General features: G+C 67.1%; 22 protein-coding genes and 1 pseudogene. 4 read left to right on the top strand and 19 right to left on the bottom strand.

Annotated features, from left to right (window positions below):
- Positions 1 to 108 precede the first annotated feature (108 nt).
- Positions 109 to 306 (bottom strand): hypothetical protein, encoded by a 198-nt coding sequence (locus FPJ27_RS08875; RefSeq protein ID WP_204422621.1) that lies wholly within the window; start codon positions 304 to 306, stop codon positions 109 to 111.
- A gap of 26 nt (positions 307 to 332) precedes the next feature.
- Between FPJ27_RS08875 and flgE the strand changes: the two genes are divergently transcribed.
- A complete protein-coding gene (gene flgE, locus FPJ27_RS08870) occupies positions 333 to 1,577 on the top strand; it encodes a flagellar hook protein FlgE (protein WP_204422620.1) in 1,245 nt (414 codons plus the stop codon).
- Positions 1,578 to 1,679: 102 nt separating this feature from the next.
- On the opposite strand, the gene asd is transcribed toward flgE, so the two are convergent.
- From asd to FPJ27_RS08830, 8 genes are all read right to left on the bottom strand, one after another.
- Positions 1,680 to 2,801 carry an aspartate-semialdehyde dehydrogenase gene (gene asd, locus FPJ27_RS08865; RefSeq protein ID WP_034179994.1) on the bottom strand — a complete coding sequence of 374 codons (1,122 nt, stop codon included), beginning with the start codon at positions 2,799 to 2,801 and terminating at the stop codon, positions 1,680 to 1,682.
- A gap of 82 nt (positions 2,802 to 2,883) precedes the next feature.
- Positions 2,884 to 3,003: a hypothetical protein gene (locus FPJ27_RS36405; protein ID WP_006756675.1), complete on the bottom strand. Its 120-nt coding sequence runs from the start codon at positions 3,001 to 3,003 to the stop codon at positions 2,884 to 2,886.
- A gap of 96 nt (positions 3,004 to 3,099) precedes the next feature.
- Positions 3,100 to 4,167 (bottom strand): 3-isopropylmalate dehydrogenase, encoded by a 1,068-nt coding sequence (gene leuB / locus FPJ27_RS08855; protein WP_204422619.1) that lies wholly within the window; start codon positions 4,165 to 4,167, stop codon positions 3,100 to 3,102.
- A gap of 77 nt (positions 4,168 to 4,244) precedes the next feature.
- On the bottom strand, positions 4,245 to 4,895 hold the full coding sequence (leuD, locus tag FPJ27_RS08850; protein ID WP_034179996.1) for a 3-isopropylmalate dehydratase small subunit: 651 nt from the start codon (positions 4,893 to 4,895) through the stop codon (positions 4,245 to 4,247).
- 68 nt (positions 4,896 to 4,963) lie between these two features.
- Complete coding sequence (locus FPJ27_RS08845; RefSeq protein ID WP_034179997.1) at positions 4,964 to 5,110, bottom strand: entericidin A/B family lipoprotein; 147 nt, start codon at positions 5,108 to 5,110, stop codon at positions 4,964 to 4,966.
- A gap of 3 nt (positions 5,111 to 5,113) precedes the next feature.
- On the bottom strand, positions 5,114 to 6,523 hold the full coding sequence (leuC, locus tag FPJ27_RS08840; protein ID WP_072444117.1) for a 3-isopropylmalate dehydratase large subunit: 1,410 nt from the start codon (positions 6,521 to 6,523) through the stop codon (positions 5,114 to 5,116).
- A 232-nt stretch (positions 6,524 to 6,755) separates the two neighbouring features.
- Positions 6,756 to 7,514 carry a Tat pathway signal protein gene (locus FPJ27_RS08835; RefSeq protein ID WP_204423127.1) on the bottom strand — a complete coding sequence of 253 codons (759 nt, stop codon included), beginning with the start codon at positions 7,512 to 7,514 and terminating at the stop codon, positions 6,756 to 6,758.
- Positions 7,515 to 7,546: 32 nt separating this feature from the next.
- Positions 7,547 to 8,368 carry a hypothetical protein gene (locus FPJ27_RS08830; protein ID WP_204422618.1) on the bottom strand — a complete coding sequence of 274 codons (822 nt, stop codon included), beginning with the start codon at positions 8,366 to 8,368 and terminating at the stop codon, positions 7,547 to 7,549.
- Between the two features lie 396 nt (positions 8,369 to 8,764).
- Between FPJ27_RS08830 and FPJ27_RS08825 the strand changes: the two genes are divergently transcribed.
- Entirely contained in the window at positions 8,765 to 9,088 is a 324-nt protein-coding gene (locus FPJ27_RS08825) for a cupin domain-containing protein (RefSeq protein ID WP_072444123.1), read from the top strand.
- Between the two features lie 120 nt (positions 9,089 to 9,208).
- Complete coding sequence (locus FPJ27_RS08820) at positions 9,209 to 9,934, top strand: glutathione S-transferase (RefSeq protein WP_204422617.1); 726 nt, start codon at positions 9,209 to 9,211, stop codon at positions 9,932 to 9,934.
- A gap of 12 nt (positions 9,935 to 9,946) precedes the next feature.
- On the opposite strand, the gene FPJ27_RS08815 is transcribed toward FPJ27_RS08820, so the two are convergent.
- From FPJ27_RS08815 to FPJ27_RS08795, 5 genes and pseudogenes are all read right to left on the bottom strand, one after another.
- Complete coding sequence (locus FPJ27_RS08815) at positions 9,947 to 11,644, bottom strand: NAD(P)/FAD-dependent oxidoreductase (protein WP_204422616.1); 1,698 nt, start codon at positions 11,642 to 11,644, stop codon at positions 9,947 to 9,949.
- A gap of 43 nt (positions 11,645 to 11,687) precedes the next feature.
- A complete protein-coding gene (locus FPJ27_RS08810) occupies positions 11,688 to 12,170 on the bottom strand; it encodes an aromatic-ring-hydroxylating dioxygenase subunit beta (RefSeq protein WP_204422615.1) in 483 nt (160 codons plus the stop codon).
- A pseudogene (locus FPJ27_RS08805) lies at positions 12,148 to 13,483 on the bottom strand (aromatic ring-hydroxylating dioxygenase subunit alpha). Before FPJ27_RS08805 ends, FPJ27_RS08810 begins: the two are co-directional and overlap by 23 nt.
- Positions 13,484 to 13,641: 158 nt before the next feature.
- Entirely contained in the window at positions 13,642 to 14,040 is a 399-nt protein-coding gene (locus FPJ27_RS08800; RefSeq protein WP_072444132.1) for a DUF4440 domain-containing protein, read from the bottom strand.
- Between the two features lie 8 nt (positions 14,041 to 14,048).
- Positions 14,049 to 15,431, bottom strand: a complete 1,383-nt coding sequence (locus tag FPJ27_RS08795; RefSeq protein WP_204422614.1) for an MFS transporter — start codon at positions 15,429 to 15,431, stop codon at positions 14,049 to 14,051.
- Positions 15,432 to 15,569: 138 nt separating this feature from the next.
- On the opposite strand from FPJ27_RS08795, the gene FPJ27_RS08790 reads away from it, so the two are divergent.
- Positions 15,570 to 16,475 carry a LysR family transcriptional regulator gene (locus FPJ27_RS08790; RefSeq protein ID WP_152855590.1) on the top strand — a complete coding sequence of 302 codons (906 nt, stop codon included), beginning with the start codon at positions 15,570 to 15,572 and terminating at the stop codon, positions 16,473 to 16,475.
- A 10-nt stretch (positions 16,476 to 16,485) separates the two neighbouring features.
- Here FPJ27_RS08790 and iaaH read toward each other — a convergent pair whose 3' ends face one another.
- The 5 genes from iaaH to FPJ27_RS08765 all read right to left on the bottom strand — a co-directional run bounded on the left by iaaH (position 16,486) and on the right by FPJ27_RS08765 (position 22,474).
- The gene (gene iaaH, locus FPJ27_RS08785; protein ID WP_204422613.1) at positions 16,486 to 17,907 is read right to left on the bottom strand and encodes an indoleacetamide hydrolase; all 1,422 of its coding nucleotides are present in this window, start codon (positions 17,905 to 17,907) and stop codon (positions 16,486 to 16,488) included.
- A gap of 115 nt (positions 17,908 to 18,022) precedes the next feature.
- On the bottom strand, positions 18,023 to 19,591 hold the full coding sequence (locus FPJ27_RS08780; protein ID WP_204422612.1) for an amino acid permease: 1,569 nt from the start codon (positions 19,589 to 19,591) through the stop codon (positions 18,023 to 18,025).
- Positions 19,592 to 19,688: 97 nt separating this feature from the next.
- Positions 19,689 to 20,153 carry an Lrp/AsnC family transcriptional regulator gene (locus tag FPJ27_RS08775; protein WP_034180011.1) on the bottom strand — a complete coding sequence of 155 codons (465 nt, stop codon included), beginning with the start codon at positions 20,151 to 20,153 and terminating at the stop codon, positions 19,689 to 19,691.
- Between the two features lie 98 nt (positions 20,154 to 20,251).
- Complete coding sequence (locus tag FPJ27_RS08770; protein WP_204422611.1) at positions 20,252 to 21,010, bottom strand: arginine deiminase family protein; 759 nt, start codon at positions 21,008 to 21,010, stop codon at positions 20,252 to 20,254.
- A gap of 213 nt (positions 21,011 to 21,223) precedes the next feature.
- Entirely contained in the window at positions 21,224 to 22,474 is a 1,251-nt protein-coding gene (locus FPJ27_RS08765; RefSeq protein WP_204422610.1) for a DUF1479 domain-containing protein, read from the bottom strand.
- Positions 22,475 to 22,556 lie beyond the last annotated feature (82 nt).

The raw sequence follows: 22,556 nt of genomic DNA, 5'->3' as shown, positions 1-22,556 counted from the left end.
AAGTCAATTCTCACCTCTTATCGTCTAATTGAAAATTCATCCCGCCAAATCCCCGCCCCGCAAGGCTTTCAGACCTGACAGCACGGCCAATTACCCATACAAAAGCGATCATTTCGACAGTAATTCAATCACATTACACAAAATTACACAGATCAAATAATCGCTGTCGCTACGATCGACTTCAAACAGGAATCGGCGCAATCCGGCCATTGCGTTCGCACATGCCGGAAAGGCGGGACTGCGATCGGCCGGGTTGACGCCGTGAGACGCCAGAGGGTCATCGCGCAGTTGCAAGACTGCATTCACTCACCAGCTCGTTACGGGGATCGAACATGGGCTATCAGCAGGGTTTGAGCGGGTTGGCCGGCGCGTCGAGCAATCTCGACGTGATCGGCAACAACATCGCGAACGCAAACACGACCGGCTTCAAGCAGGGCCGCGCGAACTTCTCCGACATGTACGCGAATTCGGTCGCGACGTCGGTCAATACGCAGATCGGCATCGGCACGAGGCTCGCGTCGGTGCAGCAGCAATTCGGCCAGGGCACGATCAATTCGACCCACTCGTCGCTGGACATCGCGATCAACGGCAACGGCTTCTTCCAGATGTCGAGCAACGGCGCGACGACGTACTCGCGCGACGGCACGTTTCACCGCGACAAGAGCGGCGCCATCGTCGACTCGCAAGGCCGCAACCTGATGGGTTATGCGGCAGGTGCGGACGGCGTGATCAACACCGCGCAGACCGTGCCGCTGCAGGCGCCGACCAACAACATCGCGCCGCAGGCGACGAGCAAGATCGCCGGCCAGTTCAACCTGAACTCGCAGGACAAGGTGCCGGCCAAGACGCCGTTCAACGCGAGCGACAACACGACGTACAACTACAATTCGTCGATCCAGGTCTACGACACGCTCGGCGGCTCGCAGCAGGTCACGATGTATTTCGCGAAAAGCGCGGCCGGCACCTGGCAGGCCTATGCGGGCGTACAGGGCCAGACGCCGACGAATCTCGGCACCGTCACGTTCGATGCATCGGGCCGGATCAGCTCGACGACATCGGCCGCCACCGGCCAGCCGACGCCGAGCCTCGGTCAGTTCGCGTTCTCGATCCCCAACACGACGGGCGGCGCCAACCCGCAGAACCTGACGCTCGACCTGAGCGGCACGACGCAGTACGGCGGGAAGAACGGCGTAAACAATCTCGCGCAGGACGGCTTCGCGAGCGGCACGCTGACGACGTTCTCGATCGGCACCGACGGCAAGCTGACCGGCAACTACTCGAACGGCCAGAGCGCGGTGCTCGGCCTGATCGCGCTCGCGAACTTCAACAACCCGAACGGGCTCGTGAACATCGGCGGCAACCAGTATGCGGAGACCGCCGCGTCGGGCGTGCCGCAGATCTCCGCGCCGGGCAGCACGAACCACGGCACGCTGCAGGGCAGCGCGCTGGAAAACTCGAACGTCAACCTGACGACCGAGCTCGTGAACCTGATCACCGCGCAGCGCAACTACCAGGCCAACGCGCAGACGATCAAGACCCAGCAGACGGTCGACCAGACGCTGCTGAACCTGCGCTGATCCACGCATGAAAAACGCGCCGCGCCAGCCTTGACATCATCAAGGCCGACGCGGCGCGTCATCTTGTGCAGCCCGGCCCGCAGGCCGGACCGGCAAGCGGGCTTACTTGTCGAGCAGGATGCGCAGCATGCGGCGCAGCGGCTCGGCCGCGCCCCACAGCAGCTGATCGCCGACCGTGAATGCCGACAGGTATTCGCCGCCCATCGCGAGCTTGCGCAGGCGGCCGACCGGCACCGTCAGCGTGCCGGTGATCTTTGCCGGCGACAGGTCGCGCATCGACGCTTCACGCTCGTTCGGCACGACCTTCACCCAGTCGTTCGCCGAGGCGAGGATGCCGTTGATCTCGTCGAGCGGCACATCCTTGTTCAGCTTGATCGTCAGCGCCTGCGAGTGGCAGCGCATTGCGCCGATCCGCACGCACAGGCCGTCGACCGGGATCGAACCCGGCTCGCCCATCGCCGGCTTGCCGAGAATCTTGTTGGTTTCCGCGCCGCCCTTCCACTCTTCCTTCGACATCCCGTTGCCGAGATCCTTGTCGATCCACGGGATCAGCGAGCCGGCGAGCGGCACGCCGAAGTTGCTGGTCGGCATCGCGTCGCTGTTCATCGCGGCCAGCACGCGGCGGTCGATGTCGAGAATCGCGGAAGCCGGATCGGCGAGCTGTTCCTGCACCGCGCCGTTCAGCGTGCCCATCTGCGACAGCAGCTCGCGCATGTTCTGCGCGCCCGCGCCCGATGCGGCCTGGTAGGTCATCGCCGTCATCCAGTCGACGAGGTTCTCGCGGAACAGGCCGCCGAGCGCCATCAGCATCAGGCTGACCGTGCAGTTGCCGCCGACGAAGTTCTTCGTGCCCTTGACGAGCGCGTCCTTGATCACGTCGAGGTTGACCGGATCGAGGATGATGACGGCGTCGTCGTTCATCCGCAGCGACGATGCCGCATCGATCCAGTAGCCGTTCCAGCCGGCCGCGCGCAGCTTCGGGAACACGTCGTTCGTGTAGTCGCCGCCCTGGCACGTGATGATCACGTCGCACTTCTTCAGCTCGTCGACGTTGGTCGCGTCCTTGAGCGTAGTCTCGTTTTTCGCGAACGACGGCGCCTTGCCGCCCGTGTTGCTGGTGCTGAAAAACACCGGTTCGATCAGGTCGAAATCGCCCTCTTCCTGCATGCGCTGCATCAGGACGCTGCCGACCATGCCGCGCCAACCTACGAGACCTACGTTCATGACTAACCCTTTGAATGGAGCTTCCCCGCCATTTCCGTCCCCGGCGTGACCGCGCGGGGAAACAGGCGGGCACGACGGACGATCAGCGTTTAATGATCGTTTTCGTGGTAATGGTTTTCGTGATGACGATGGCGCGCGCACCCGCACGGGCAGTGTTGCCGTGGAGTTTCAGGACCGGGGAGATCAGGGAAATCAGCGCCATCGTTCGAGTCTACACAAACCTATTCGGCCGCACAACGGCCAACCCGGTGCGAACGCGCCGTTTTTACCGGCCGCGTTCGCACCCTTTACTGCCTGCTTACAGCGCCGCGACCACCGCGTCGCCCATTGCCGCCGTACCGACCTGCTGGCAGCCCGGCGTCGCAATGTCGCCCGTGCGGTAGCCCTGTTCGAGCACCGTTTTCACCGCGCGCTCGATGCGATCGGCCTGCTCCGCGCGATTCAGCGAGTAGCGCAGCAGCATCGCGGCCGACAGGATCGTCGCGAGCGGGTTCGCGATGCCCTTGCCCGCGATGTCCGGTGCCGAACCGTGCGACGGTTCGTACAGACCCTTGTTGTTCTTGTCGAGCGACGCCGACGGCAGCATGCCGATCGAGCCCGTCAGCATCGACGCTTCATCCGACAGGATGTCGCCGAACATGTTGCCCGTGACGATCACGTCGAACTGCTTCGGCGCCTTCGCGAGCTGCATCGCCGCGTTGTCGACGTACATGTGCGACAGCTCGACGTCCGCGTATTCCTTCGACACGTCGATCATGATGTCGCGCCAGAACTGCGACGTTTCGAGCACGTTCGACTTGTCGACCGACAGCAGCTTCTTCGCGCGCTTGCGTGCCGCCTGGAACGCGACGTGCGCGATGCGACGCACTTCCGGTTCCGAGTAGCGCATCGTGTCGAAGCCTTCGCGCTCGCCGGCAAACGGGCCGTCCGGTGCGGCGCGCACGCCGCGCGGCTGGCCGAAGTAGATGTCGCCGTTCAGTTCGCGCACGATCAGGATGTCGAGGCCCGCGACGAGCTCGGGCTTCAGCGGCGAAGCGTCGACGAGCTGCGGATAGCAGATCGCCGGGCGGAAGTTCGCGAACAGCTCGAGATGCTTGCGCAGCCCGAGGATCGCCTGCTCGGGGCGCAGCGCGCGCTCGAGCGAATCGTACTTCCAGTCGCCGACCGCGCCGAACAGGATCGCGTCGGCTTCCTTCGCGAGCTTCAGCGTCGCGTCGGGCAGCGGATGGCCGCTTGCCTCGTAGCCCGCGCCGCCGACCGGCGCCTGTTCGAGTTCGAACTTCTCGTCGAGTGCGTTCAGCACCTTCACCGCTTCGCTGACGATTTCCGGACCGATGCCGTCGCCGGGCAGCACTGCAATCTTCATGCGTTATTCCTGACTGGGTAGGTTATGGAGCAGGCCGGCGAACGCGCGGATAGCGCGCCCGCCTCGAAGGCGATATATCAGCCGACCAGCTTGGTGTTGAGCCACGGCTGCTTCACGAGCCGCTCGGCTTCGAACTGGCGAATCTTGTCCGCATGGCGCAGCGTGAGGCCGATGTCGTCGAAGCCGTTCAGCAGGCAGTACTTGCGGAACGCGGCGATCTCGAACGGATACTCGCGGCCGTCGCCCGTGCGCACGACCTGCGCGTCGAGGTCGATCGTCAGCTGGTAGCCGTTGAACGCGTACGTGTCGTTGAACACGTGATCGACCTGCTGCTCGGTCAGCACGATCGGCAGCAGACCGTTCTTGTAGCAGTTGTTGAAGAAGATGTCCGCGAAGCTCGGCGCGATGATCGCGCGGAAGCCGTACTGCTGCAGCGCCCACGGCGCGTGCTCGCGCGAGCTGCCGCAGCCGAAGTTCTTGCGCGCGACCAGCACCGATGCGCCCTGGTAGCGCGGCTGATTCAGCACGAAGTCGGGATTCAGCGGACGCTTCGAGTTGTCCTGGCCCGGCTCGCCGTGATCGAGGTAGCGCCATTCGTCGAACGCGTTCGGACCGAAGCCCGTGCGCTTGATCGACTTCAGGAACTGCTTCGGGATGATCGCGTCGGTGTCGACGTTCTCGCGATCGAGCGGCGCCACGACGCCGGTATGTACTGTGAATTTTTCCATGATCCGTCTATCCGGTTGGAGGGCCGGCCTTCAGCCGGCGCACATCGACAAATTCTCGGCGGGAGTCGTCACTCCGCGGCGCGCTTCAGCGCGTTGCCGGCGGCGTTGACGTCCTGCCCGAAGCCCTGGACGGTATTGCAGCCCGCGAGGCCGAAGCCCAACCCCGCCAGCGCCAGCGCGGCAACCAGCCGCGCAATGATCTTCGATGCCGTCACGCGTCACCCCAGCTTGCGAATGTCGACGAAGTGGCCTTCGATGGCCGCGGCCGCGGCCATCGCGGGGCTCACGAGGTGCGTGCGACCGCCCGCGCCCTGCCGGCCTTCGAAGTTGCGGTTCGACGTCGACGCGCAGCGCTCGCCCGGATCGAGCCGGTCGGCGTTCATCGCGAGGCACATCGAGCAGCCCGGCTCGCGCCATTCGAAACCGGCGTCGGTGAACACCTTGTCGAGCCCTTCGCGTTCGGCCTGCGCCTTCACGAGGCCCGAGCCCGGCACGACCATCGCGAGCCGCACGTTCGACGCGATGCGACGGTTCAGCTTCTTCACGACATACGCGGCCGCACGGATGTCCTCGATCCGCGCGTTCGTGCACGAGCCGATGAAAATCTTGTCGACCTTGATCGATTCGATCGGCGTGTTCGGCTCGAGCGCCATGTAGGCCAGCGCGCGCTCCATCGCGTCGCGCTTGACCGGATCCTTCTCGCGCTCGGGATCGGGCACGCGGCCGTCGATCGACGTGACCATTTCCGGCGACGTGCCCCACGTGACCTGGGGGACGATCTCGGCCGCGTTCAACTCGACGACGCGGTCGAACTGCGCGCCTTCGTCCGACTTGAACTGGCGCCAGTATTCGACGGCCTGATCCCATTCCGCGCCGGTCGGCACGAACGGACGGCCCTTCAAGTAATCGATCGTCGTATCGTCGACGGCGACCATGCCCGCGCGCGCGCCGGCCTCGATCGCCATGTTGCAGACCGTCATGCGGCCTTCCATCGTCAGCGCGCGAATGGTCGAGCCGCCGAATTCGATCGCGTAGCCCGTGCCGCCGGCCGTACCGATCTTGCCGATGATCGCGAGCACGATGTCCTTCGCGGTACAGCCGCGCGGCAGTGCGCCCTCGACCTTCACGAGCATGTTCTTGCTCTTCTTCTGCAGCAGCGTCTGCGTCGCCAGCACGTGCTCGACTTCCGACGTGCCGATGCCGTGCGCGAGCGCGCCGAACGCGCCGTGCGTCGACGTATGCGAATCGCCGCACACGATCGTCATGCCCGGCAGCGTCGCGCCCTGCTCCGGCCCGATGATGTGGACGATGCCCTGGCGCATGTCGTTCATCTTGAACTGCGTGATGCCGAACGCATCGCAGTTCGCGTCGAGCGTGTCGACCTGCAGCTTCGAGACGGGATCGGCGATGCCGTGGCTGCGGTCCGTCGTCGGCACGTTGTGATCCGACACGGCCAGGTTCGCGCTGATGCGCCACACCGGACGCTGCGCGATCTTCAGCCCTTCGAACGCCTGCGGGCTCGTGACTTCATGCAGCAGCTGACGGTCGATGTACAGCAATGCCGTGCCGTCATCCTCGGTGTGGACGACGTGGGTATTCCACAGTTTGTCGTAGAGAGTCTGTGCCATGGGTATGCGGGGTCGTTGTGACTACAAGCCTTGCGGATGCGGTCGATTATGCCACGCAGAACGCGTCGCGGCGCAGGCCGGGCGCGAAAAAACCCATTAAAAACAGTGGTTTGGCTGGTAGTGCCAATACCTGTATCGGCATTACCCGGCAAATGGGGCACGCCGGGTCCGGATGACCTCGATCGCGGATCGCGTCGCCCGGACCCGGCGCGACGGGCCGGAACCGGCGGCCTCAGCCGTTCGGATATTCGCGCTTGATCAGGTCGAGCCGCAGCATCGCCAGCTGCATGCCGGCGTTGCTCATCAGGTAGAGATCGCGGCGGCGCATCGCCGGCTGCTGCGCGGACGTGTCGTAGGCGACCGGCAGCACCAGCCCGGCCGGCACCGCCGCCTGCATCCCCGCCGCATTCGACACGCGCACGGCGATCGACGCCTGATCCGCGTGCGTGACGATCGCGACCTTGCCGAGCGCCGCGGCCGAGCCGGCCTGTTTGACGATCGCGGCGGCGACGCCGTCGGGCGTCGGTATCGGGCTGCCGGCGCTCAGGGCCGGCGTCGCGATCGTCGTCACGCCCGCTGTCAGCCCGTATTTCGACGCGAGCACGCTCGCGACTTCCTGCTGCGCGCAGACCGGCACGGCGACCTTCTGCCGGAGCGCGAACACGGCGTCGGCAATCGCCTCGTTCACCGGGCCCGGCACCGGCACGGCACCGGATGCCGCGGCGCGACTGCCAAAGCTGAACGCGACGATCGTATTGATGCCGGCCGCCGCGACGGTGGGTGGCGCCCACGAGAAAAACGTGTCGAACAGGTAACCCGTCTCGTCGGCGGCGGTCGCGCGATCGTTCAGTTCGTTCGTCAGCTTGCCGAGCATCTGGCGCTGCAGTTCGGCATCGGACGCCGGTGCGTCGCTTGCGAACACGGGCGCGGCGGCCGCGCACGATGCGGCGAGTGCGGAAGTGGAAGCCAGGAAATGGCGGCGGGTCTTCATGGTCATCGGGATCGTGTGGAAAGCGGGAATCGTCAGCCTTTCGGGAAGGCCTGCGTCGTGGCGGCCATCGCGCGGCCGAGCATTTGCGCATACATGTCGTGCACGAGATACAGGCTGCGGTTGCGCGTCCACGGCTGGCCCGATTGCGGGTCGTACACCGTCGGCAGCGGCACCTCTGCGACTGCAGCCGCCTTCATGCCCGCCTGCTGCGAGGTCTGGATGCAGCGCTTCGCGTGATCGCGATGGCCGACCACCGCGACGGTGCCCATCGCGGCCGCGCCGCCCGCGCGCGACACGGCCACGGCGGCGACGCCTGCCGTGCTCAGGTACACGATCGAGCCGTCGCTCGCGATCACCGGTTCGATCGACGACAGCACGTCGGCGCCCATTCCGTATTTCGACACGAGAAAGCGCGCGATTTCCCACTGCGCGTAGACCTTGACGGGCTTCAACTGGCGGATGCGGTACACGGCGTCCGCGAGCGCTTCGTTGACCGGCCCCGGATCGGGCAGCGCGGACTGGTTGCCGCCCGTGCTCGACGTGTTGCCGCTCGCCGCGTTCGGACGGTTGCCGAAGCTGTATGCGACGATCGCGCCGACCTGCGCGGCCGGCACCGTCGGCAGGCCCCAGGTGAAGCCGACATCGGTCAGCGCCGGCACGATCGCATTGACCGTCGCCGCATCGCCGAGCTGCGCGTTCAGCTTCGCGGACATCTGCGCGGCAAGTGCGCTGTCGGTGACGGGCGCCGATGTGACGTCGTCGCCGCCGCATGCGCTCAGCAGCGGTGCTGCCGCAACGGCGGGGGCGGCAGCAAGAAATTTTCTGCGTGAAGAAGCCGACGGATTCAGATTCATGAGAGATACGAAGCGATGCAAACAACGCCGGCAGCAGGTCGCGGCGTTGCAATAGCGGGTTCAGGGAAAGTGACAACCGGGTATGTCACGCGGTTGGGAGACGGGCGACAGGATCGACGCGCGGATCGGATCGCTGCACCCAGTCGATCAACGATGCAGGATCGTAGCGGGCGTTTATTAAATTGCGGTGAACCTGTCGATCGAATGCAGGCGATCGTCATGCCGTTTCATCGATGGACGAATGCGTTTCATCCGTGGCGAGCGACCACGGCCACCGTTTCACCGGTGGCGAGGATGCGATTCGCGTGCATCGTCGCGTACTGCACGGCCATCTCCGGATTTCGCGTTACGATGGCACAACGCACGTTCCCACGATCGGATCCGGAGCCCACCACGATGAAGCTCGGCCTGAACGAATCGCTAGCTCGCCTCGACGAAGAAGGCACGCTGTTCACGACGCTGTTTCGGCACGGCACGCTCGACGTCGAGCTGTACCGGCCGCACATCGAGGACAAGCAGAAGCCGCATGCGCGCGACGAGGTTTACGTGATCGCCACCGGCACGTCGCGCTTCATCGTCGACGGGCGCGAATCCGACGTCTCGGCCGGCGACGTGCTGTTCGTCCCCGCTCACGCGGAGCATCGCTTCGTCGGTTTCTCCGGCGACTTCTCGACCTGGGTGTTCTTCTACGGCCCCGAAGGCGGCGAACGCGGCGCATGACGCGATGCGCACAGCACTTTTCTTGCGATTGCCTAGACTGTCTATTCGCGGCGGACCGCGCACGGCCGCTCGGTCATCACGATAGCTCAAGCATCCGGTTCAACTGGACAGGAGAACAGCATGCGATACGAACTCTATTACTGGCCCGAGATCCAGGGCCGCGGCGAATACGTACGGCTCGCGCTCGAGGCGGCCGAAGCCGACTATGTCGACGTCGCGCGCGAATCGGGGCGCGGCATGGGCGTGCCGGCGATGATGCGCATGATGGACAGCGCGAACGCGGAATGCGTGCCGTTCGCGCCGCCGTTCCTGAAGGCCGGCGACGTGGTCGTCGGGCAGACCGCAAATATCCTGCTGTTCCTCGGGGTGCGGCTCGGGCTCGCGCCTGACGACGAAGCCGGCCGACTATGGGTGCACCAGATCCAGCTGACCGTCGCCGATTTCGTCACCGAGATCCACGACACGCACCATCCGATCGCAAGCGGCCTGTACTACGAGGACCAGAAAGCGGAAGCGGCCGAGCGCGCGGCCGATTTCCTCGAGAATCGGCTGCCTAAATTCCTCGGCTATTTCGATCGCGTGCTCGAACAGAATCCGCACAAGAGCGGCCATATCGCGGGCAGCGCGCTCAGTTATGCGGACCTTTCGATGTTCCAGCTCATCGAGGGCTTGCGCTATGCGTTCCCGAAGGCGATGAAACGCGCGGAGCGGAAAGTCGCGGGGCTCGTCGGCCTGCACGACCGCGTCGCGCAACATCCGCCCGTCGCGCGTTATCTCGACTCGGAGCGCCGCATCCCGTTCAACGACATGGGGATCTTCCGGCACTATCCGGAGCTGGACCAATAGCGGCGTGCCGCATCAGTCGCCGTACCGATAGCGGCTGCGCATCGCATCGAGCGGATTGCCGTCGGCGAGCGTGCCGCCGAGGCTGCGGATCACCGCGCTCGCCGCGTTGATCGCGGTCTGCACCGCGCCCTCGATCCAGCCGCCCGTGAACGAACAGCAGCAGCCGGCCAGATAGATCCCGCGATCGGTCGACGGCTCGGCCGCCGTCTGGAACTGGTAGAACAGCGCCTGCGAGTGGATGTCCTCGCCCGGATAGTTCAGCTTGAACGCGCCCAGCGCGTAGCGGTCCGACAGCCAGTCGTGGCTCGTGACGTTGCGCGCGTAGTCGTCGTCGAGCGGGCGCAGGTGCGCGGCGAACGCCGGTGACACGACGCCGATCTCGGCAACGAGCCGCTTGAACCGCTCGATCTTGTCGGTGAGCGACAGGATCTTGTGCGAATCGTCCTCCCACGTGTAGCTGATCAGCACGACGCCATGCGCGTCGGGATCGTCGGGCGCGTAGTCGAGGCAGTAGATGCCACGCGCGAGCGTATCGGTCTGGATGTTGTGCGGCAGCCCGTGCTTGAGCCAGAACTTGTCTCGGGTCAGCACGAAGAGCTTAGACGAACTGACCATGTGCGTCTCGTTGATCGCACGGACGACGTCCGGCGCGAACAGGTTCGCGATGCCCGTCATGCCCATGCCGACCTGCATCGCGCGCGTCGTCGTCGCGACGATCACGCGGTCGAACACGCGCGTCGATCCGTCGTCGAGCGCGAGCGCAAACGTGCCGTCGGGCTGCGTCGTCACGCCGCGCACGGCCGCGTAAACGATGCAGTCGCGCACGTGCGCACCGTCGGCGCCGTCGTCCAGCAGCCCCTGCGCGAGCGCGAAGATGCCGGCCGGGATCAGCCGCTGGTCGACCTCGAGCTCGTTGACGACGATCCGCAGGATTTCGAGGAACGACGCGCGATAGACCGGCTGGAAGCCGCCCGATCCGATGCCGAGCGTGCCGAACAGGCGCAGGTCCTCGCCCTTGCGCCAGCGCACGCCGCCGGGCGGCGTTGCGCCCGTGAAGATCTTCACGATCGCCGAATAGAACGACTCGTCGCCAAACCGGTCGATGTACTGCTGCCAGCCGCGCCGCGCGTCGTCGTAGCGATGCGCGCGCAGCAGTGCCGTCAGTTCGGCCGGCGCGGGCAGCAGCGTGCCGTCGTCGAGCCGCACGCCGTCGCGGATGAACGCGCGCCAGCCGCGGTCGACGCGCTCGAATAGTGCGGGCGGCGCATCGCCGGCCGGCCAGCGGTACGCGTGGCCCTGGTAGTGGATCTCGGTATCGACGATGCCCGGGTCGGGAAACGCCGATGCGCTGTCGACACCGAACCGGTCGAGGTAGTGATAGAGCGCGGCCTGCGACGGCGGAAAGCGCATCGCACCCATTTCGGCAAGCAGATGCGGATGATCGGGATTGATCGACTGGGTCAGCAGGCGGCCGCCGACGCGCGCCCGGTTCGCCTCGAACACGACGACCTGCCGGGCACCCGCGCGCAGCAGTTCGCACGCCGCGACGAGACCTGCGACGCCCGCGCCGACGATCGCGATCCTCGCATCGTGCGCGCCTTCGGCCGGCAGCGTGCCGAGACGGCCGCCGGTACGGGACAGGAAAGCGCCATAGTCGTACAGCGTGTCGATGTACGGTAGCGTGTGCGGCAGGCGTTCAGGGGCGTTCATGGAGTCGGGATCAAAGGTGGAAGCCGGATGCGCGAGCCCGCGCTCATACGGGCAGGTGAATGCTGCCGAGCGGTGCGTCGGCGTTGACGAGGTCGACGCGCTTCACGCGGATGCGCAACGCGTCGTCGCGCACCGCGAGTTCATGCGTGTACCAGCCGGCGAACAGGGTCTGCTCGTCGCGCCGCACTTCGACGTAATGGAACGGCGTGCGCAGTACGTACACGCCGCGCGTGCGGTCGGCACGCTCGACATGCGGCTGCTGGAGCAGATGGTGGCCGTGGCTCGCCGGCTGCTGCGAAAACGTGCGGCGGCCGGCCAGGCGTTCGATGCGGATGCGCAGCAGCAGCCGGTCCTCGTCCATCAGCGCGCCGTGCAGCCCCGTGTCGGGCTGGTCCGGCGACAGCGGCATCCAGTAGCGCGCGTCGTCCGCGTAGAGCGCGAGCCAGTCGTCGTAGCACCGCTCGTCGAGCAGGCGCGCCTCGTGGTACACGAACGCGGCGAGTTCATCGTGTGCAAAGGTGCGCATCGGCCGCCTCCTTCGTCGATGCGGGCGCGATGTAGCGCAGCCACGCGCGGAACTGGTTGCGGATCTGCTGCTCGCTGGTACCGTTCGTTTCCGACGTCGGCTGCGCGAACTCCCGCGGATCGAACAACCGCCCCACGTGCACCCAGTCGCGCGACTGCGTCGCGAGGCCGCGTTGCGCGCGTTCGTACATTTCGAGATCGTCGTGCGCGACGATCGACGTCGGCGCGTTGATCAGCCGGTTGTACGCAAGCGTGCGCTCGAACAGCGAATCGGGCGCGCCGACGAGACGGAACGACCATGACTCCACCAGCGTGCGGTCGGCCGCAAGCGGCTTGAACACGCGCAGGATCTGGATCGGCCCCTTCACCATCGCGTTCGGAAACAGCACCGTGTTGTGACGGACCTCGCCGAGAATACGCGCCGCACGCGCTTCGCCGTAGGCCGCCACCATCTTCTCGTGATACCCGGGGATCGGCGTATAGCGCGCATGGATCGAATCGGCCGTGCCGGTGTGACCGTGCCCGTTGGGCCACACGCGCAGCCCCATCTGCTCGAAGAACGCATGCGGCTGGATGAACGGCTCCAGCAGCTCGACCGCCATCGGCTTCGCACCTTCCGCGCCGTCGCGCTCCCATACGCGCACGGCCGTGCCGGCCGACGACTCGTGCGCGACCATCGGATGGCAGGTGTCGGTCTGGTTCTCGACCAGCATCTTCCAGTTGCACGCGTGCACGTACCGAAACACGCCGCCCGCGACCTCGACACGCCCTTCCGGCGAGCGGTCGACCAGGTTGTCGAGCGACGACAGCGCATCGCCGAAATAGTCGTGGAAATCGACACCCGACGGATTCAGGCGGCAGAACACGAAGCCGCGATGGTCATGGGTCGCGCCGACCGCCTGCATGCCCTTGCTCGCCTCGCACGATTCGAAGCCGGTGTTCTCGTAGCCGCGCCGCAGCGGAATCGCATAGAGGCTGCCGTCGGTCCGGTACGACCATGCGTGGTACGGACAACGGAAGAACCTGCCCGTGTTGCCGCATGCATCGGTCACGAGCTGCGTGCCCTTGTGCGAACAGCGGTTGTGCAGCACGCGCACCGATCCGTCGACGTGGCGCACCATCACGACCGGCTCGGCGCCGATCGTAGTCGCCGGTATCCGGAATCTGGCTGACGTGGCCGACATAGACCCACGTGTTCGCGAACAGGTGACGCATCTCCAGCTCGAAGATCCGCGGCGACAGGTAGAGATCCTTGTGCACCTCGGTCTCGCGCACTAGCGCCGCCACCGCATCGGTGAACGGTTGCGCCGTCATGCACACCTCCGGCCGCGGACGCGCTGCCGCCGCGCGCTCTCGCGGCGCGCGGATTCGATTGCTTTTATGGTCATCTCTCAGGTTTCCAGTCTTGGGGGCCGCTCGGGCAGCGTGCTGCCTGCCGCCGGGCACCCGGCGGCAGGCGTGGCGGGTGACGGTCAGCCCGTCACGGGTGTCTCGTGCAGGCGCAGCCAGCCGATGCGCCCGCTCGCGTCACGCTCGAACACGACGGTCGAACGGCGGACGCTGCGCCGCCCCTCTCCGTCGACTTGCGTCTCGCGATAGGCGATCACCGCGCCGCCCTGCCAGGCGCTCACGTCGTGCAGTTCGTCGATCGCGATCCGCAGGCCGGGACGCGCGCCGAAGCCGCGCGAGAACAGGACGTCGATATCCGCGAAGTCCAGCGCATGCCCCTGCAGCGAAATCATCGAGAAACGCCGCGAAAAACGCGCGAGCAGCGGCGCGAGGCCCTCGCGGGCGGCGCGGCCGGACAGCCATTGCTCGATGTCGACATGCGCGTCGACGACTTCCTGGAAAAACGGGTTTGACGAATTCATCTCGACACTCACGAACGTTGGGAAACCGGCTGCCCGGCAGGCGCGCGGCGCCCCGCGAGGCGCGCGACGAACGGCAGCGGCAGCAGCGTCAGCAACGCGGCCAGGCCGAAGCACTGCTGGTACGGCAGCCGCGCGTCGTCGCCGTGCATCGACAGCAGGAAATTCAGCGCGCTGCCCAGCACCGCGACGCCGAGGCAGAAGCTCAACTGCCGGTTGATGTTCCAGAGCGCGCTCGCGTCGCCCATCCGCGCGGCAGGCACGTCGAGGAACGCCGCGCTTTGAGACGTGCTCGTGCACATGCTGGCGCCGAGCCCCATCGCGACGAAAGCCAGCACGCGCCCGGCCTCGAAACCGGCGAGCGGAGTCGCGAGCAGCGCGATGCCGATCCCGTCGATCACGATCCCGCACATGAACAGCGGCCTCGCGCCCCACTTCGGGAAACAGCGGCGCGTCGTCGCGATCGCGACGAACGACGCGATCGCCCACGGCACCATCAGCGCGCCCGTATGCGTCGCGCTGAGCCCCAGCGTGTTCTGCAGATACAGCGCCGCGACCAGGTTCACACCGGTGAACACGCCCGGCACGCACAGATAGACGATCAGGCCGATCCGCAGCTGCGGCTGCGCGACCAGGCGCAGGTCGAGCAGCGGCGCGGCCGCGCGTCGCGCATGCGCGACGTATGCGCCGCCGGCGACGAGCGCGATCGCAAGCGGCGCGATCGCTTGGCGTGCCGCCCCCGGTTGCCCCGCGAACGTCAGGCCGAGCAGCAGCGCGACGAGCGCCACGGCGCTCAACGCGAGGCCGCGCACATCGAGCGCCGCCGGGCGTTCGCTCGCGTCGTCGGGCGGCAGCCACGCGACCGCGAGCACGCTGGTGGCCGCGGCCAGCGGCAGCATGCCGAAGAAGATCGCGCGCCACGACGCGCGATCGACGATCACGCCGCCGAGCGCCGGCGACAGCGCCGGCACGAGCAGCGCAACCATCATCACGATCGACGTCAGGTGCGCGCGCGCATCGGGCGGATACGCACGATAAGCCATCGTCTGCCCGACCGGAATCAGCAGCCCGCCGCCGAGCCCCTGGATCAGCCGCCACGCCAGCAGCGCGCCGATCGACGCCGACAGCCCGACCCCGAGGCTGCCGAGCGCGAACAGCAGCAGCGACGCGATCAGCAGCCGGCGCTCGCCGAAACGCCGCGCGAGCCACGTGCCGAGCGGGATCACGACGGTCAGCCCGAGCACGTACATGTTGCCGATCCACGCCAGTTGGGCGACCGATGCGTGCAGCTCGCGCTGGATCGTCGGATACGCGGCGTTGATGACGAACATGTTGGCGAGATCGATCGCGAACCCGAGCAGGTAGACAGCGGCAATTTTCGAGCGATCGGTCATGACGGCGGGAGACGAACGAAACGCCGCAGTGTAAGGTTCGCGGCACGCGTCGATAAGACCGCCCGGCCGGCAAGACTGGTCGAAAAATTTTGACAATCAGGGCAACATGTCGGTTTTCCGCAGAGCAGTCGACATGCCATGGTGAGTCTCGATCGTTTCGCCGTCTTCCGCGCCGTCGTGGAATCGGGGTCGTTTACGGCCGCCGCCGCCCAGTTGAATCAGGCCCGGGCCGCGGTCAGCTTCAACATCAAGCAGCTGGAAACCGAGCTCGGCGTCACGCTGCTCACGCGCACGACGCGGCGCGTCGAGCTGACCGACGCGGGCGAGCGCTTTTATGCGCGCTGCCTGCGCGTGCTGGAGGAAGCCGAGAGCGCGATCGACGATGCACGCAGCGAGCATGGCGGGATGCACGGCGTGCTGCGCGTGACGTCGACCGTCGAGTACGGGACGATGGTCGTCGCGCCGGCGCTGCACGAATTCATGCAGCGCCATCCCGCGCTGCGCGTGCGGCTCGAGACGCATGCGTCGCAGGTCGATCTGGTGCGCGAGCGCGTCGACGTCGCGATCCGGCTCGGGCGCCTCGAACAGTTCCAGGACCTGCCGTACCGTGGCGCGTGCCTTGCGACCTATGAAGTGCGGCCCGTGATCGCCCCGTCGCTGCTCGCCGCTGCCGGCCTGTCGCGCATCGATTCGCCCGACGTACTGGCGCGCCTGCCGCAACTCGGCCACACGCGGCTCGAGCGGATCGCCACCTGGACGCTCGCGGATCGCGACGGCAACCCGCACGCCTTTCAACCGGGCGCCAAGCCGCGCGTGGTCGTCGACAACGCGTCGGTGCTGCGCGTGCTCGCGCGACAAGGCAGCGGCGTCGCGCTGCTGCCCGAATGGCTCGTGCGCGACGACCTCGCGAGCGGTGCACTGGTCGACGCGCTCCCCGACTACCGGTTTCCGCCGCAGGCCGTCTACGCGCTGTACCCGTCGACCCCGCACGTGCCGCAGAAGGTGCGCGCGTGGGTCGACTTCATGAAGGCCTATCTGGCCTGAACGCGGCGGCTCAGGCGGCCGTCGCGTCCTCCCGCAGCCGCTCGTCGATCCGGCGCGCGATCGCCAGCAGGCGGCGATCGCCGCCCCACGGCCCTTCGAGCATCAGTCCGACCGGCAGGCCCGTTTGCGCGGAACGCCCGGCCGGGATCGACACGGACGGCACGCCGGCGAGCGTCGCCGGCGACGTCTGGCGCACGACGCGCGCGAACAGCGCCGCGCCCTGCCCGGCCGTCATCGCGGCCACGTCGTCGAGCGACGGCGGCTCGCCCGGCACCGTCGGCATCGCGATGCAGTCGACCGGCATGCCGAATGCGTCGTCGTACCAGTGCACGAGATGCCGACGGCACGCGATCGCTTCCGCATAGGCGACGGCATCGATCGGCGCGGACACGAACGACCGGAAGATGTCGCGCACGTCGTCGCTCGCGATCCGCTCGACGAACATCTCGAACGGGATGCCGAGCCGTTCCGCCGCGAAACGGCGCCAGTACCGGTTCGCCTCGAACGCCGCGATCGGAAAGCCGCATGCGTCGCTCGCCTCGTGCAGCGGCATCGCCGGCAGCGGCACGAGCGTCGCACCGGCCGCCGCGAACGACGCGAGCGCATGCTCGATGCAGGCCGCGACGCCCGGGTCGAGCGCGTCGAAGTAAGGCGCACCGGGCACGCCGATGCGCAGGCGGCGCCATTCCGGCGCGACGGCCGTGCTGTCGTCGCGCGTCAGCACGGCGTCGAGCAGCAGCAGGTCGTCGATGCCCTGGCCGATCGGTCCGACCGTATCGCGCGTGGGCGACAGCGACAGCACGCCGTGCGGCGAATAGCGCTGCGCGGACGGCCGCAGCCCGTACACGCCGCAGAATGCCGCCGGAATCCGCACCGAGCCGCCTGTGTCGGTACCGAGACCGAACGGAATGCCGGCCGCGACGGCCGCCGCCGTGCCGCCGCTCGACCCGCCGGCGATGCGCCGCGAATCATGCGGATTGCCGACCGCGCCGAAATGCCGGTTGCCGCTCGTGATGCCGAATGCGAGTTCGTGCATGTTCGCCTTGCCCAGCGGCACCGCGCCGGCGTCGAGCAGGCGCCGCACCGTGAGCGCGTCTTCCGCCGCACGATAGCCGCTCACCGCCGGGCTCGCGCCGAGCGTCGGCATCGCGACGGTATCGAGGTTGTCCTTGATCACGAACGGCACACCGGCAAGCGGCAGCGCGTCGCCTTGCGCAACGCGCGCATCGACACGCTCGGCCGTGCGGCACGCGAGATCGGCATCGACGTGCACCATCGCATTGAGCGGCGCGATCGCCGCGAGACGCGCGAGCGCGTCGCCGGCGACATCGGCGGCACGCCGTCCGGCCGTGCGCACCGCATCGGCTATCTCGCGCACGCTGGCGCCGGAAGCAAGTGACTGGGAAGAAACGCGGTTCGGCTGTGTTGTCATGTTGTGTGCTGGACGCGAAATCGATCGGGAAATGCGCGGCGTGCCGCAGGCCCTGAGCGACACGCCGCGCGAACCGCGATGGTATCCCGGCGTACGGCTGGCCGCACGTCGCTCACTACGCGTCGCGCGCTCGCTCGCGCGGGTCCGCCGCCGCGTCGACGGCCTCGACCGAGCGCGTCAGCCACGGCCCGATGTCCATCTCCTCATAGCGCACGAGCCGGCTCTTGCGTGCACGGCGATACGCGAACCAGATCGCGACGAACAGCGGAATCCACACATAGATCGACAACACTTCCATCCAGTCGATGCGGGCCGCGAAGAACGCCTGGTAATCCTGCCCGAGCGAGATCACGATGCAGATCGCGATCGCGAACAGCGGCCCGAACGGAAACCATTTCGCGCGATACGGCAACTGATCGAGCCGGTAGCCCTGCTTCAGGAAGCCCTTGCGGAACCGGTAATGGCAGACCGCGATACCGAGCCACGCGATGAAACCCGTGATGCCCACCGTATTCAGCAGCCACAGATAGATGCGCTGGTTGTTGGTCAGCGACGTGAGGAAACACAGCCCGCCGACGGCCATCGTCGCGTACAGCGCGTTGCGCGGCACGCCGCCCGGCGACAGCGTCGCGAACATCGCCGGCGCCCGCCCTTCCGATGCGAGGTTGTACAGCATCCGCGTCGCCGCGTAGGTGCCGGAATTGCCGGCCGACAGCACGGCCGTCAGGATCACGAGATTCATCGCGCCGGCAGCGAGCGGGAAGCCCGCATGGCTGAACACCAGCGTGAACGGGCTCACGCCGATGTCGGTCACGTCGCTCTTCAGCAGGTTCGGATCCGTGTACGGCACGAGCAGGCCGATCACGAAGATCGCGAGCACGTAGAACAGCATGATCCGCCAGAAGATCTGCTTCACCGCGCGCGGGATCGTCTTGCGCGGGTTTTCCGATTCGCCGGCCGTGATCCCGACCAGTTCGGTGCCGAGAAACGAGAAGCCCGCGATCAGCGCGACGCTCATCATCGCGTGCACGCCGCCGACGAACGGCGCGTCGCCCGTCGTGAAGTTGCGCCAGCCGACCGGATACCCGGTGCCGGTATGCCCGCTGCCGGTATGCCCGCTGCCGAGCACGCCGGCCGCGATCAACAGCCCCGCCACGATGAACGCGATCACGGTGACGACCTTGATCAGCGAGAACCAGTATTCCGATTCGCCGAAGCCGCGCACCGACAGCGTATTCAGCAGGAAGATCAGCACGAGGAAGGCCGCGCCCCACCACACGCCCGGTACGGCCGGAAACCAGTAGCGCATCACGATCTGCGCGGCGACCAGCTCGATCGCGATCGTCACGGCCCAGCTGTACCAGTAGGTCCAGCCGAGCGCGACGCCGAAGCCTTCGTCGACGTACTTCTCGCCGTAGATCGCGAACGAGCCCGACACGGGCATCAGCGCCGCCATCTCGCCGAGCCCCGTGACGACGAAGTAGACCATGATCCCGATCGCGAGATACGCGGCGATCGCACCGCCCGGCCCCGCCTGCGCGACCGACGCGCCCGACGCGACGAACAGCCCCGTGCCGATCGAGCCGCCGATCGCGATCATCGCGATGTGGCGGCCCTGCAGACGGCGCTTCAGCGTCGTCCCGGACGGCGCGGCCGTCTGCGCTGCCGCTTGCAAAGCATCCATAGTGTTCACCCTGATTGGATTCGGGTCGACCGATTTGATTCGGAATACAAATCGATTGGCCTGGTCTTTCGCATCGAAACCGGACCTTCCCGGCGCGTCACACGACGCTGCGCTTGATCGCCTGCAGTTCGGCCGTCGTCACGATCTTCTCGATCCGGTACCGCGGGCTTTCCAGCCACGCGTTCGCGATCCGCCGGTACTCGTCGAGATCCTCGCATGCGAGCCGCACGAGAAAATCGAATGTGCCGCTGACGAGCCAGCAATCGAGCACGGCCGGATTGGCCCGCATTTCATCCTCGAACGGCGCCTGCGAACGCCCGTGATCGGCCAGCACGATCTGCGCGATCACGACGATCGGCTTGGTCGCGCGCGGCGCGTTGATCACCGCGCGGTAGCCTTCGATCACGCCGAGCGCCTCGAGCCGCTCCACGCGCGCCTGGCAGGGCCGCGGCGTGAGGTTCACGAGCTCCGACAGCTTCCGGTAGGAAATCCGCCCGTCGGTGCGCAGGATGTCGAGGATCCGGAGATCGATCTTGTCGAGCTGCATCTTCTTGTCGGTCATCCGCGTTCGCTCCGTTCGGGTCGTGGCTGGTGCGCGATACATCTCCTTGTCCGCGCGGGGGCCACATTATCCGGCCGAAGCGGCCGCGCGCCAATCGGCTAGAACCGCAGCGACAGGCAGGTCAGGCCGCCGTCCATCTTGCGGAACTCGCTCGTGTCGATCACGTGCAGCGGCAGCCCGAGCGACGCGATCGCGTCGTGCACGCGCGGATAGCCGGCCGGCGTGATCAGCGTACCGTTCACGCGCAGCGTGTTGCCCGCGTATTCGTCGGCGGCCGAGATCGCGATCCTGCGGTAGTCGGCGAACGCCGGGTGCGCGGCCAGCGCTTCGGTCACGAGCAGCGTGTCGTCGCCGAGCGCGTTGACGACCGATTTCAGATGCAGGCCGGCGCCGACCGGCACCGCGACGACCGAATAACCGTAGCGCGACACGAGCGATTCGAACGCGGCAATGCCTTCGGCGTCGGTGCGGCCGGTCATGCCGATGTAGAAGCGCTTGCCCACCAGCATCACGTCGCCGCCGTCGAGACGGCCGTCCTGCATCGGCAGCAGGTCGCGATGCGCGGCGAGCGCCGCTTCGATGTGCGCCGTCTCGCCGCGCCGAGCAGGCGCGCCGGGGCGCGTGATCACCGCGAACTCCGGCGTCACGACGGCGACGTCTTCGACGAAATGCGAATCGGGGAATGCGTCCAGCGGCGGCAGCTCGATCAGCTCGGCGCCAAGCGTGCGCAGCGCGTCGCAATACGCGTGGAACTGCGTGAGCGTCTTGTCGTAGTCGGGTGCGCCGAGTTCGGCGGTGGTCAGGCCCGCGCCACAGGACGGCGCGGGACGGCGAACGATCGCTTGCGTGAATTGCATCGACTCCTCCTTGGTCATCGCCACACCCGTGCGGCGCACGGGGTAGCGGCGTTGTGTCCGGACCATTATCGGAAGCCAAATTGCGCAATTCGCGTCGATTTCGGCTGCATCGACAGCCGATTACGTCGAATTGCGCACGGCACGCAGCGGATTCGGCAGACGGCCGTTCGCCGTGTCGCGAACGGCCGCTTTCGCATACGGCGGGCGCGCCCGTTACACGCCGGGCACGAACCCCATCTGCGAGCGACCGAGCGTCGTGAGATCGCCCTCCCCGCCGCGCCCGTCGAATTCGACCTCGAAATGATCGGCCGGGAAATCGGGCGGGCTCTCGCCGCGCACGAACGCGGGCAACTGGCGCCGCAGGTACGCGTCGTTCTTCGCGCAGCCGGGCGCGGCCGCGATGTACATCACGTTGCTGTCGCCGCTGCCGCGGTGCGCATCCTCGACCGCATGCACGACGTCGCCGTGCCAGAACACCGCGTCGCCCGGCTCCATGTGCGGGATCGGCACCAGCCCGTCGAGCAGCAGCGCGTGCCATTCGGGCCGGATCGACAGCGCGCGGCCGGGACGCGCGCCGCACAGGTCGTCGTCGGCGACATCGTCCTGCAACGCGCGCAGCACGACATAGGCCATCGCATTCGCGACCGGGATCAGTTGCAGCGTGCCGTCGCCGGGCCCCTGCGGCGTCAACGCGGTCCAGCCCTGGAACGTGCGGAACATCGAACACACGGCCGGCGACGGAATCTCCTCGACATCGGGACGGAATGCGGCATCGAACGGGTCGTAATCGCGCCAGCGGCCGGCCAGCACGTGGCGATAGACCTGGCGGAAGTTCGCGCCGAGCCAGCGTTCGACGGAACCGCCGTCGACATGCGGCGACAGCCCGAGCGACGTCGAACCCGGCGGCCGGCGGCGAATCCGGTCCGCATAGGCGGGTACCTGGTCGGGATCGAAATGCGTGCGCGCGCCGTCCGCATGCCGCCACAGGCGGTTCAGGAACACGCGCGCCTGCGTGAGCGCCGGCGACTGGCGCGCGACCACCTGCGGCTTCGACCAGTAGACGCCGTAGATCTGCGGCTTGCCCGACGCGAGGTTGCCGAAATAGCGATCCTCCGCACGCGCATTCAGCCGGTCGGTGAAGCGGTTCGAATCCAGATACGCGCCGATCTCGTCGTTCCAGTCGCGCGCCTGCCGTGCGTCGAACACGCCGCGAATCACGACCGCGCCATGCGTGCGGATCGCGGCAATCGCGTGCGGATCGACGGTGCCGCTCGCGATATCCGCGAACGGCACCACCGGAATCACGTCGCGGCCATGCGCATGCGCGCGGCGGATCGCGTCGACCTGCCGCGCGATGTCGCCTTCCAGCTCGCGGAACGTGGCCGCGTAACCGGGCAGGTCGGCGCGCAGCGCCTGTTTCGCCGCGCGGATCGCGGCGGGCAGATCGTCAATCGTCAGTTGCATCGTGTCTCCTCGCTGAAGCGTGTCGTGATGTCCTGCCAGCGTACGGCCGGCGTACGACCGCCATCACCGCTATCCGGCCAAC

Origin of the sequence: Burkholderia sp. MS455, from assembly GCF_016899445.1 — a bacterium.
In the GTDB taxonomy this organism is placed as follows: Bacteria; Pseudomonadota; Gammaproteobacteria; order Burkholderiales; family Burkholderiaceae; genus Burkholderia; species Burkholderia pyrrocinia_C.
This window is presented reverse-complemented; position numbering and strand designations above follow the sequence as displayed.